Source organism: Gemmiger qucibialis, from assembly GCF_027689445.1.
Classification (GTDB): Bacteria; Bacillota; Clostridia; order Oscillospirales; family Ruminococcaceae; genus Gemmiger; species Gemmiger qucibialis.
The window spans coordinates 32,445-44,282 of record NZ_JAQFEN010000006.1; the positions used below are offsets into that span (position 1 = coordinate 32,445).

Annotated in this window: 14 protein-coding genes and 2 pseudogenes; all 16 read left to right on the plus strand. The window is 53.9% G+C overall.

What is annotated here, in order from left to right; genetic code table 11:
• The first annotated feature begins 84 nt into the window (after window positions 1-84).
• On the plus strand, window positions 85-585 hold the full coding sequence (locus tag PG062_RS10125) for a PcfB family protein (protein ID WP_270752214.1): 501 nt from the start codon (window positions 85-87) through the stop codon (window positions 583-585).
• Window positions 582-2,411: a VirD4-like conjugal transfer protein, CD1115 family gene (locus tag PG062_RS10130; RefSeq protein ID WP_270752215.1), complete on the plus strand. Its 1,830-nt coding sequence runs from the start codon at window positions 582-584 to the stop codon at window positions 2,409-2,411. The genes PG062_RS10125 and PG062_RS10130 overlap by 4 nt, the downstream gene beginning before the upstream one ends.
• Window positions 2,412-2,628: 217 nt before the next feature.
• A pseudogene (locus PG062_RS10135) lies at window positions 2,629-2,757 on the plus strand (Maff2 family mobile element protein); the annotation flags it as partial.
• Between the two features lie 197 nt (window positions 2,758-2,954).
• Window positions 2,955-3,314, plus strand: a complete 360-nt coding sequence (locus PG062_RS10140) for a PadR family transcriptional regulator (protein WP_055194866.1) — start codon at window positions 2,955-2,957, stop codon at window positions 3,312-3,314.
• On the plus strand, window positions 3,311-3,769 hold the full coding sequence (locus tag PG062_RS10145) for a DUF1700 domain-containing protein (RefSeq protein ID WP_055194864.1): 459 nt from the start codon (window positions 3,311-3,313) through the stop codon (window positions 3,767-3,769). The genes PG062_RS10140 and PG062_RS10145 overlap by 4 nt, the downstream gene beginning before the upstream one ends.
• A 3-nt stretch (window positions 3,770-3,772) precedes the next feature.
• On the plus strand, window positions 3,773-4,216 hold the full coding sequence (locus PG062_RS10150) for a hypothetical protein (protein WP_055194861.1): 444 nt from the start codon (window positions 3,773-3,775) through the stop codon (window positions 4,214-4,216).
• Window positions 4,217-4,382: 166 nt separating this feature from the next.
• The gene (locus tag PG062_RS10155; protein WP_147601579.1) at window positions 4,383-4,805 is read left to right on the plus strand and encodes an RNA polymerase sigma factor; all 423 of its coding nucleotides are present in this window, start codon (window positions 4,383-4,385) and stop codon (window positions 4,803-4,805) included.
• A complete protein-coding gene (locus PG062_RS10160; RefSeq protein WP_117536057.1) occupies window positions 4,798-4,995 on the plus strand; it encodes a helix-turn-helix domain-containing protein in 198 nt (65 codons plus the stop codon). The genes PG062_RS10155 and PG062_RS10160 overlap by 8 nt, the downstream gene beginning before the upstream one ends.
• Window positions 4,996-5,610: 615 nt before the next feature.
• Window positions 5,611-6,009, plus strand: coding sequence for an IME relaxosome accessory protein (locus tag PG062_RS10165; RefSeq protein ID WP_147601580.1), 399 nt, complete (start codon window positions 5,611-5,613; stop codon window positions 6,007-6,009).
• Window positions 5,981-7,606, plus strand: a complete 1,626-nt coding sequence (locus tag PG062_RS10170; RefSeq protein WP_270752216.1) for a relaxase/mobilization nuclease domain-containing protein — start codon at window positions 5,981-5,983, stop codon at window positions 7,604-7,606. The genes PG062_RS10165 and PG062_RS10170 overlap by 29 nt, the downstream gene beginning before the upstream one ends.
• Window positions 7,596-7,982, plus strand: a complete 387-nt coding sequence (locus PG062_RS10175) for an IME_Rho_tet family cysteine-rich VLP protein (protein ID WP_270752217.1) — start codon at window positions 7,596-7,598, stop codon at window positions 7,980-7,982. Before PG062_RS10170 ends, PG062_RS10175 begins: the two co-directional genes overlap by 11 nt.
• A 112-nt stretch (window positions 7,983-8,094) precedes the next feature.
• The gene (locus PG062_RS10180; protein ID WP_195991318.1) at window positions 8,095-8,853 is read left to right on the plus strand and encodes a putative phage replisome organizer; all 759 of its coding nucleotides are present in this window, start codon (window positions 8,095-8,097) and stop codon (window positions 8,851-8,853) included.
• On the plus strand, window positions 8,850-9,692 hold the full coding sequence (locus tag PG062_RS10185; protein ID WP_147610107.1) for an ATP-binding protein: 843 nt from the start codon (window positions 8,850-8,852) through the stop codon (window positions 9,690-9,692). The genes PG062_RS10180 and PG062_RS10185 overlap by 4 nt, the downstream gene beginning before the upstream one ends.
• Window positions 9,693-9,706: 14 nt before the next feature.
• Window positions 9,707-9,895: a transposon-encoded TnpW family protein gene (locus tag PG062_RS10190; protein ID WP_147610106.1), complete on the plus strand. Its 189-nt coding sequence runs from the start codon at window positions 9,707-9,709 to the stop codon at window positions 9,893-9,895.
• 111 nt (window positions 9,896-10,006) lie between these two features.
• Entirely contained in the window at window positions 10,007-11,626 is a 1,620-nt protein-coding gene (locus PG062_RS10195) for an IME_Rho_tet family element recombinase (RefSeq protein ID WP_270752218.1), read from the plus strand.
• Window positions 11,627-11,714: 88 nt separating this feature from the next.
• Window positions 11,715-11,810, plus strand: a pseudogene (locus PG062_RS15830) (Maff2 family mobile element protein); the annotation flags it as partial.
• Between the last annotated feature and the right edge of the window lie 28 nt (window positions 11,811-11,838).

The following is an 11,838-nucleotide window of genomic DNA, read 5'->3' on the forward strand; positions in this document are numbered from 1 at the left end:
GCCGGTATCTGCTGCGGCGGCTGGTGGTCCCGCCTTAGTATTCAAGGCCATCCACTGCATAACCGACGAAGGGAGGCGAGAAAAATGCAGGAGGAAGTGGAAAACAGGACTTTGACGCTGATCGTCAGCGGCACCAAGTTCACCGGGCGGCTGTTCAAGGCCGCCATATCCAAGTACATGGCCCACCGCAGGGAGAAAAAGCTGGAAAAGCAGCGCAGCCGGGATTCCCCCGTCATCCCCAAGGGCAAGCAGACGGTGAAGCAGCTCATCGGGCAGAACCAGGGCGTCTCCAACATCGAGATCAACGACCCGTCTATCCGGGACTTTGAGCGCATCGCCCGCAAGTACGGCGTGGACTATGCGGTGAAAAAGGACCGCAGCGCCTCCCCGCCCAAGTACCTGATTTTCTTCAAGGCCCGCGACGCCGACGCCCTGACCGCTGCTTTTACCGAGTACACCGGCAAAAAAGTCAAAAAGGCGGAGAAAACCGAGCGCCCCTCCGTGCTGGCGAAGCTGGCCCAGTTCAAGGAGCTGCTCAAAAATACCGTGGTGGACCGCAGCCGCCGGAAGGAGCTGGAACGATGAAGCAGCTGAATGTGAAAAAGCTGGTGCTGCTGAACCTGCCCTATTTCCTGCTGGGCCTGTTTGCCACCAACCTGGGGGAAGCCTGGCGGCTGGCGACCGGGGCGGACGCTTCTGCCAAGATGCTCTCGTTCTTCTCCACCCTGCCGGTGGCGCTGGGGAGCTGGTGGCCCAGCCTGCACCCACTGGATTTGCTGGTGGGGCTTTGCTGCGGCGCTGGCTTGCGGCTGGCGGTGTATCTGAAAGGCAAGAACGCCAAGAAGTACCGCCACAACGTGGAGTATGGTTCGGCCCGTTGGGGCACCCATGAGGATATTGCCCCCTACATCGACCCGGTGTTCCAGAACAACGTCATCCTGACCCAAACCGAGCGCCTTACCATGTCCAGCCGTCCCAAGAACCCCAAGTATGCCCGCAATAAAAACGTGCTGGTCATCGGCGGCAGCGGTTCCGGCAAGACCCGCTTCTGGCTGAAGCCGAATTTGATGCAGATGCACAGCTCCTATGTGGTCACCGATCCCAAGGGCACCATCCTGGTGGAGTGCGGCAAAATGCTCCAGCGGGGTGCGCCCAAGCTGGGCAAGGACGGCAAGCCGGTGAAGGACAAACACGGCAAAATCGTGTATGAGCCATACCAGATCAAGGTGCTGAACACCATCAACTTCAAGAAGTCGATGCACTATAACCCCTTCAGCTATATCCATAGCGAAAAGGACATCTTGAAGCTGGTGACAACGCTGATTGCCAACACCAAGGGCGAGGGCAAGGCCGGGGACGATTTCTGGGTCAAGGCGGAAACGCTGCTGTACTGCGCGCTCATTGGCTACATCCACTACGAGGCCCCGGTGGAGGAACAGAATTTCTCCACCCTCATTGAAATGATTAACAGCATGGAGGTCCGGGAGGACGATGAGGAGTTCAAAAACGCCGTGGACCTGATGTTCGATGAGCTGAAAGAGCGGGAACCCAACCACTTTGCTGTGCGGCAATATGCCAAATATAAATTGGCCGCGGGCAAAACTGCCAAGTCGATTTTAGTGAGCTGCGGCGCACGGCTGGCGGTGTTCGACATTGCCGAGCTGCGGGAGGTCACGTCCTACGACGAGCTGGAGCTGGACACCCTGGGCGACCGCCGGACGGCGTTGTTCCTCATTATGAGCGACACCGATGACAGCTTTAACTTCCTGATCTCCATGTGCTACACCCAGCTGTTCAATCTCTTGTGTGAGAAAGCCGACGATGTGTACGGCGGGCGGCTGCCTGTCCATGTGCGGTGCCTCATCGACGAGTGTGCCAATATCGGCCAGATCCCCAAGCTGGAAAAGCTGGTGGCCACCATCCGAAGCCGGGAGATTTCCGCCTGCCTGGTGTTGCAGGCACAGAGCCAGCTCAAGGCCATCTACAAGGACAACGCCGATACCATCATCGGCAACATGGATTCCTCCATCTTCCTGGGCGGCAAGGAGCCGACCACGCTCAAGGAGCTGGAGGCTGTGCTGGGCAAGGAGACCATTGACACCTACAACACCGGCGAAAGCCGGGGGCGGGAGACTTCCCACTCGCTCAACTATCAAAAGCTGGGGAAGGCTTTGATGAGCCAGGATGAGCTGGCCGTCATGGACGGCGGCAAGTGCATCCTCCAGCTGCGCGGGGTGCGGCCGTTTTTGTCGGACAAGTACGACATCACCCAGCACCCCAACTACAAGTACACCGCTGACGCCGACCCGAAGAACGCCTTTGACATCGAAGGCTACCTCAAGGTCCGGCTGAAGCTCAAACCTAACCAGGTCTGCGACGTGTATGAGATCGACGCCGCAGCTGGCGATTGATGTTCCGCTTTAGAAGGGAGTGATCGTATCTACCCGCCACAACCGCCCCGAAGGGGCCATCGGCGTACAAAGCGGACGATCTCTATCAAAAATAATGAAAAAAGGAGGAAGGCCGGAGTCAGCCAGCCCGGATACCGGGCGGCGGATTGTCCGGCTTTTGTATGCCTATGAACCATGACTAATCAATCTTTTCAAATGATTCCGGCCAACTTTATTTATGGAATTTTTCAATCAGGCAATCACCGTTCTCCAGACCCTCGTTATCGCCCTCGGTGCCGGTCTCGGCGTGTGGGGCGTCATTAACCTCTTGGAAGGTTACGGCAACGACAACCCTGGTGCGAATGCTCATGTACGATAAAGAAGTAAGATACTAAAAACAAAACATAGACCGCCAGTACCCCGCTATTCCGTTATTACCCTATGCAGAAAGTACAACATTTTGTAACTTTTCCGTGAAGCCTATTGACTTTGATACCCCAAAAGAGATATAATATAGTCGCTACTTAGTAAAACTAAATAGCAAAGCTGAAGAGAGGCGACAGTATGAATAACAGATATGTCCAACAATTCAAAAAAGGCTCTCTGGAAATGATACTCTTATGCCTAATCGGACGCAAAGAAACTTATGGATACGAAATTATATCCGAATTGAATAACAGTGCGTCTGTTTTGGGATATGCAAAAGAGGGAACCATTTATCCTATTCTGTATCGTTTGCAGGAAGCAGAACTAATTAAATGTCGATTGGCTCCGGCTGTGGCAAATGGCGGTTCAAAAAAGTATTACTCTCTAACTGATAAAGGCAGGAATATACTTGATGAACTAATCTTATTTTGGTCAAGCTATGAGAACTGCGTAAACGGCTTCATAGAAAGTTATCAACAAGCGAGGGTATCGAAATGAAAGAACAATATATTAAACAAGTTGAAAAGGAACTATCCTTACCACATAAAGCGAAAAAAGAGGTTGTGCGTGATTTGAATGAAGTTTTCGCGTCTGCTTTGGAGCATGGAGAAACGGAACAGCAGGTTATCCAGCGTTTAGGAACACCAAAAGAATTTGCAGACAGCACCGCAGAGCAGTTTGGTATTGATAACGCCTCATCAAAAAAAAGGAAAGGTATCATTTCTGCGCTTGTTGCGCTTATTGTTGCGGTTGTTGCCTTTTCGATATATGCTGTCACACGATTAGGAAAAGCACCAGAGGGCGCAATCGGACAGGCAGACGCAACAACAAATATCCAGATTGAGAGTGCATTGGGCTTTGATGTTTTACAAATCATTTTGGCAGTTGGGTTTGCCGCAGCGGTAATTGCTGTTTTATTGATTATCCGAACTATACACAAAAATAGGAGATAACTTATGAAGAAGTATATTTCTGTATTGGCAATCATATTCATAATTTCTTTGGCCGCGTGTTCTAATCAAACTATTTCGTCTACACCCACAGGTAATGAGAGCAATATACAATCTAACAGTATTACCACTCTTGACAAGGGTATCTGGCCTGTTAATGAATACACAGAGGGGCTTCCTATTCCGCCCGGTACGGTTGCATGGGCAACACTTGATACAGAACATGAAAATTGCAGTGTCAACCTTACCGGCATTAGCGACGACGACTATAGCGAGTACATGGAGGTTTTGAACCAAGAAGGTTTTTCCGTAATTGAGAATGTATCGGAGGAAATCGAAGAGGGAAACTATGTTTCGATTGGGACACTTTTATCAAACGAAGATAAGTGGTTGAGTATCAGTTACATACCAGATAGTTTAACTATCTATATTTCCTTTGACAATAATTGAAAGAGATAATGAAATAGCAAAGCCAGCCGAGCCAGTCAACGGTCAAGATGAACGGCGCATACGCGCCGCCGTTGACAGTCCCGCCCGTCTTTGCTGGTAGGCAATCAAGGGGCGACAGCAAGGAGTGCTGCCGCCCCGCACTATTATTCAGAGAGGGGGAATTTCCATGACCGAAGATGAAGCCTACAAAGTGCATATCCAGTACACATTCAATGCCTTTTGCAAGATTGTCATTCGTCACGCAGCCATAGATATAATTTTGAAGCTGCGCCGGAGGTGGGAACGGGAAGTTTCCCTTGACTACCTGATGAATGAGAAGTTTGTCCAGCTTGCCGAGCCGGAGCAGCTTGAAGAATATCTTTTTACGGCCTGCGGCCAGACCGCCGTTCTGTACCATGCGGAACTTGCCGCCGCCCTTGCCCGTTTGCCGGAGCAGACACAGGAAAAAATTTTCCGTTACTACTTCCTGCGCCAGCCGCAGCGCGTGATCGGCGTACATATTGGCCGGACACGCAGCACAGCGGGGCGGCATATCCAGCTTGCCTTGCAGCGGCTACGGCGGCTCATGGAGGAAAATCGCTATGAGTAAACTTCTCCCCTATGAAACAATCGTTAAGGCGCATGAGGGCGACCCGGACGCAATCGACACCGTCCTTTCCCACTACGCCGGATATATCCGCTACTTTTCCAAAGTACACGGACAGGTCAACGCTGAGGTTGAGGAATATGTGAAACAACAGCTAATTGCCGCGCTGTTCAAGTTTCGATTTGACCGATAAGAAAAAAACTGAATATCAGCCGCTACCAGCGGCCAGCGAAAGCAGTAAGTCTGAAAAAGATTTGCTGCTTTTTTTGTTGTCCATTTGGCAAAATCGCAAACTCACCCGTAGTAGGTAGGTAAAGCCAGAAAAAGGCTGCCTGCCCCGTTTGGCAAATTTCAAAATGCGGTGTTGTAGGGAGTGAAAGGAAAAATTCTCTGCCCCGCCGGTTGCCAAATTTCTCTTTTCCGCATTACAGAAGCAAAAGGAAATTTGAAAAAATCCCCGGACAGCGGGTAGCTGGCGGCCTTTCAAATGTATCTTTGGCGAAAGGAAAAAAGGCCGCGCACAGCGGGCTGAAAGCCCCGCCCTGTTCGCTCTATGTACGGAAAAACCCGGACAGGGGCAGTCTGCGGCTTACTAAGAGCAAGTTTCTACCACGGTGCCAAAATCCGCAATTCTGCGGTTTTGCCCCTCGCGGGAAACTTGTTGGGGAGTGCCTTCCCCAAACCCTGCTATGCGGCTTGCGCCGCAAAAAGATTTCCGTCCGGCGAAAAGTTTTTTCTCTCTTTCGCCCCAGAAATGGCTAACAGATAAGAGCATTTTTTGTGATAAGTGAAAGGAGGTATACAGCCCATGCCAAAGCGATACAACACACCCCACCGCAGCCGCGTTGTGAAAACCCGGCTGTCCGAAGATGAATACGCCGATTTCACAGCGCGGCTTGCGCCCTATGGTATCAGCCAGTCGGAATTTCTCCGGCAGGCGATACGGCGGGCGACCATACGCCCCGTTATCCATGTGTCAGCGGTCAATGACGAACTGCTTTCCGCTGTCGGGAAGCTGGCCGCCGAGTACGGCAGGATTGGCGGCAACCTCAACCAGATTGCCCGGTATCTGAACGAGTACGGCGCACCCTACAACGCGCTGTCCGGCGAGGTACGCGCCGCCATAGCCGACCTTGCCGCCCTCAAGTATGAAGTCCTCAAGAAAGTAGGTGACGCGGTTGGCAACACTCAAGCATATCAACTCTAAAAACGCCGACTACGGAGCCGCTGAACAATACCTGCTTTTCGAGCATGACGAGTTTACCATGAAGCCCGTCCTTGATGAAACCGGCAGGCTTATCCCCCGCGAGGACTACCGGCTGTCCACGCTGAACTGCGGCGGCGAGGATTTTGCCGTTGCCTGTATGCGGGCAAATCTCCGCTACGGGAAGAACCAGCAGCGGGAAGATGTGAAAAGCCACCACTATATCATCAGCTTTGACCCACGGGACGGCCCGGACAACGGCTTGACCGTAGACCGGGCGCAGGCATTGGGCGAGAAGTTTTGCGCCGAACATTTCCCCGGCCACCAAGCCCTTGTATGCACCCACCCGGGCGGGCATAACCACAGTGGCAACATTCATGTTCATATCGTCATTAATAGCCTGCGGATAGAGGAAGTGCCGTTCCTACCCTACATGGACAGGCCAGCCGACACGAAAGCCGGCTGCAAGCACCGCTGTACCGACGCTGCCTTGCGCTACTTCAAGTCCGAAGTCATGGAGATGTGCCACCGGGAGGGGCTTTACCAAATCGACCTCTTGAACGGCAGCAAGAACCGCGTCACCGACCGGGAGTATTGGGTGCAGAAAAAGGGACAGGCCGCGCTGGACAAGCAGAACGCCCCCATGATTGCAGGCGGTATCACGCCCCGGCAGACCAAGTTTGAAACGAACAAGGAAAAGCTGCGGCAGACCATACGCGCCGCGCTGTCTGCGGCGACCTCATTCGAGGACTTTTCCTCTCTGCTGCTGCGGGAGGGCGTGACCGTCAAGGAGAGCCGGGGGCGGCTTAGTTACCTCACGCCGGACAGGACGAAGCCCATTACCGCCCGGAAGCTGGGCGACGATTTTGACCGCGCCGCCGTCCTTGCCGTTTTGGAGCAGAACGCCGCCAGAGCCGCAGAAAAGCCCGCAGCCATACCCGAATACCCCCGGCATGGGAAAACCGGCATACAGCCCGCAAAAGCCCCACAAACCGCCCCGAAACAGGACGGTGTGCAGCGGCTTGTGGACATTGAAAAGAAGCTGGCCGAGGGTAAAGGCCGGGGCTATGAACACTGGGCGAAGATACACAATCTGAAGCAGGCAGCCAAGACACTGAATGTGTACCAGCAGTATGGCTTTACTTCCCCGGAACAGTTAGAAGCCGCCGTTGATACCGCCTATCAGGAAATGCGCCAGACCAGCGGCAAGCTGAAAACGCTGGAAACGAAGCTACAAGGAAAAAAGGAGTTGCAGCAACAGGTACTTGCCTATGCCAAGACCAAGCCCGCCCGCGACGGGCTGAAAGCGCAGAAATCCGAGAAAGCCCGCGCCGCCTACCGGCAGGCAAACGAGAGCGATTTTATCATAGCCGAAGCCGCCGCCCGGTATTTCAAGGCGCATAGCATTACCAAGCTGCCCGCCCGGAAAGCGTTGCAGGCCGAGATCGAGCAGCTTATCTCCGAGAAAGACGGCCTGTATAACACCTATCACGAACAGAAACAGCGGTTCAAGGAATTGCAGACCGTCAAGCGGAACATCGACCAGATTTTGCGCCGGGAGGAACTCCACCGCAGAAAGGAGCAGAGCCATGAGCGATAAGTTACCGAGAATGGACTACCGCCAGCACCGGCGGGCGCGGCGGCTGGTGCATGAGTGCTGTAACTACGACGAGGGGAACTGCCTGCTGCTGGACGACGGGGAGCCTTGCGTGTGCGTCCAGAGCATTTCCCTTTCCCTCATGTGCCGCTGGTTCCGTGTGGCTGTCCTGCCCCTTGACGGGGAGCTGGCCGCAGCCCTTTTGTACCGGGGAAGCCGGAAACGGTGTGCGGTCTGCGGCGCGGCATTTGTCCCCAAATCCAACCGGGGGAAATACTGCCCCGACTGCGCCGGACGCATGAAGAAACTCAAAGCCGCCGAGAGAAAGCGGAAACAAAGGCAGAGATGTCACGCTTTAGAGCCTTTCAAACCCGCATAAATCAAGGCTTTTTTCGTGGGTGTCAAAGGGTGCGCGATACATTTATCCTTTTCCCCCGGAAACGGCGTTCTAAATGCGTACAAACGCCCCAAATCCACCCAAAGGAGGAACCATGTCAGACAACCGAAAATACTACTACCTCAAGCTGAAAGAGAATTACTTTGACGAGGACGCTATCGTGCTGCTGGAAAGTATGCAGGACGGCATCCTCTATTCCAACATTCTCTTGAAACTGTACCTGAAATCGCTGAAAAACGGCGGGAAGTTGCAGCTTGATGAAAATATCCCCTACACCGCGCAGATGATTGCCACCATTACCCGCCAGCAAGTCGGCACCGTAGAACGAGCCTTGCAGATTTTTATGAAGCTGGGGCTTGTGGAGCCGCTGCCAAGCGGCGCGCTGTATATGAGCAACATTGAACTGCTTATCGGTCAATCCTCTACCGAGGGGGAGCGAAAACGGCGGGCAAGGCTGGCTTTGCAGGAGCAGAAAGCCTTGCCAAAGGCCGGGGCGGACAAATGTCCACCATATCAAGCGGACATTTGTCCACCAGAGATAGAGATAGAGAAAGAGATAGAGATAGAAAAAGAGAGAGAGCGAGAGTTAGATACGGGACAGCCCGCCCGCGCTGCCTATGGCCGGTATGAAAATGTCTTTCTTTCGCAATCAGAACTGGACGGGCTGAAAGCAGACCTGCCCGACAAATGGAACTACTACATTGACCGGCTATCCTGTCATATCGCGTCCAGTGGCAAGCGATACCGCAGCCATGCCGCCACAATCTACAAGTGGGCGCAGGAGGACGCAGCCAAGAAAGCCCCGAAAAAGGGCATACCAGACTACTCATGCAAGGAGGGTGAGAGTTTATGAAGAACGAAATCAACGCTGTTTTGGAGAATATGACGACTGTTACCCCGGAGCCGGAGGACTACACCGGCGAGGACGGTTTACTGTACTGCGGCAAGTGCCGTAAGCCGAAAGAAGCCTATTTTGCGCCGGATAAGGCCGCTATCTTTGGCCGTGACCGTCACCCGGCAGAGTGCGACTGCCAGAGAGCCGCCCGCGAGGAACGGGAGGCCGCCGAGAAGCGGCGCAGGCACCTTGACACCGTGGAGGAACTGAAACGCCGGGGCTTTACCGACCCCACCATGCGGGACTGGACTTTTGAGAACGACAACGGCAGGAACCCGCAGGCCGGGATTGCCCGCCGGTATGTGGAACACTGGGAGGATATGCGAGCCGACAATATCGGCTGCTTGTTCTGGGGCGGCGTGGGAACCGGGAAAAGCTACCTTGCGGGCTGTATCGCAAACGCCCTCATGGAGAAAGAAATCCCCGTTCACATGACGAACTTTGCCCTTATCCTCAACGACCTTGCCGCCAGCTTTGAGAACCGCAACGAGTACATTTCCCGCCTTTGCCGCTATCCGCTGCTTATCCTTGACGACTTCGGCATGGAGCGCGGCACCGAATACGGGCTGGAACAGGTTTTCAATGTGATTGACAGCCGTTACCGCAGCGGCAAGCCGCTGATCGTCACGACCAACCTCACGCTGGACGACCTGCGGAACCCAGAGGACACCGCACATTCCCGGATTTATGACCGCCTGATTTCCATGTGCGTCCCGGTACGCTTTACCGGCGACAACTTCCGGCAGGAAGCCGCGCAGCGGAAAATGGAGAGCATGAAGAAACTGATTACCGACTGAAAGGAGTATTGCCTATGGCAGATAACAAGCAGCACGACACCCGCACAGCCCGCCGCCCCGACTGCGTGACGGAAATCCGCATGGGCAATTCCGTCCTTGTCGTGTTCGGCTATTTCAAGAAAGATACCACGACCACCGCCGCCGACAAAATGGCGCGGGTACTGGAAGCGGAAGCCGCTGCTACACAAAAACCGGAAATTTGACAAATCATAAAGAAGCAGATTTTACACTTTTGCCGCTATACAGCCCCCGCTATTCCGTGGTACAATAAAGCTACGGAATAGTGGGGCTGGCTGTCGGAAACGGAGGATTTTATGTTAAGACAAGCCACCCAAAACCTCATTACCGCCCTTTATCCGAGATTGTCCCATGAGGACGAGTTGCAAGGCGAAAGCAATTCCATTTCCAACCAAAAGCGTATTTTGGAAACCTACGCCAAGCAGAATGGCTTTACCAATCTGCGCTGGTACACCGACGACGGCTTTTCCGGCGCAAACTTCCAGCGCCCCGGTTTTCAAGCCATGCTTGCAGACATTGAAGCCGGGAAAGTGGGTACGGTCATCGTCAAGGACATGAGCCGGTTAGGGCGAAACTACTTGCAGGTGGGATTTTACACGGAAATGCTGTTCCCCCAAAAGGGCGTGCGGTTTATCGCTGTCAACGACAATGTGGACAGCGCAAACGGCGGCATGGACAACGATTTTACCCCTCTGCGAAATCTGTTCAACGAATGGCTGGTGAGAGATACGAGCAAGAAAATCAAGGCAGTTAAGAGAGCAAAAGGCATGAGCGGCAAGCCCGTTACCAGCAAGCCGGTCTATGGCTACCTCATGGACGAGGACGAGAACTATCTCGTTGACGAGGAAACCGCGCCGGTTGTCCAGCAGATATACCAGCTTTGCCTTGCCGGGAACGGCCCGACCAAGATTGCCCGTATGCTTACGGAGCAGCAAATCCCCACGCCGGGGACGCTGGAATACCGTAGGACGGGCAGCACCCGCCGATACCACCCCGGCTATGAGTGCAAATGGGCGACGAACACCGTCGTTCATATCCTCGAAAACCGGGAGTACACCGGCTGTCTGGTAAACTTCAAGACGGAGAAGCCCTCTTACAAGGTCAAGCACAGTGTAGAGAACCCCGTGGAGAAGCAGGCTGTTTTTGAGAACCACCATGAGCCTATCATAGACCGGGAAACATGGGAGCGCGTGCAGGAGTTACGCAAGCAGCGCAAACGCCCGAACCGCTATGATGAAGTGGGGCTGTTCTCCGGTATGCTGTTCTGCGCCGACTGCGGCCATGTGATGTATCAGCAGCGGTATCAGAACAAAAACCGCAAGCAGGACTGTTACATTTGCGGCAGCTACAAGAAGCGCACCCGCGACTGTACGGCGCACTTTATCCGCACCGACCTGTTGACCGCCGGTGTCCTCTCCAATCTCCGGCAAGTGACGGAATACGCCGCCAAGCATGAGAGCCGCTTTGTGAAGCTGCTTATCCAGCAGAACGAGATCGGCGGCAAGAGAAAGACCGCCGCAGCCACCAAACAGCTTGAACAGGCGCAGGAACGCATTGCCGAAGTGAGCCGCATTATCAAGCGGCTGTACGAGGATAATGTGAACGGCAAAATCAGCGACGAGCGTTTCATGGAACTGTCGGCAGACTATGAGCAGGAGCAGCGGGAACTGAAAGACCGCGCCGCCGCTTTGCAGGAAGAACTGGATAAGTCGCAGGCCGCCACCGTCAACGCGGAAAAGTTTATGGGTATCGTCCGAAAGCACCTTGCCTTTGAGGAACTTACCCCCACCCTCTTGCGGGAGATGATTGAGAAAATCGTCGTGCATGAGTGCAGCTATGACGAGAACGGCACCCGCAGGCAGGACATTGAGATTTATTACAGCTTTGTCGGCAAGATTGACTTGCCCGAAGCCTAACGCCCGACCTATCCGACACAGCCCTAAGTGCCGGATAGGAACGGCAAAATTTTTTACATTTCTATTACTTCTTTATCGCACATCAGTAAAAAGCCAGGGCATGAAACAGCTGATGGCCGGCGCGGGCGTCGCCATCGTGGGCATGGTCCTTGTACCGCTGCTGTCCGGCCTGTTCACCGTCTGATCGTACCCCGCTGAAATCCTCGCCCCCT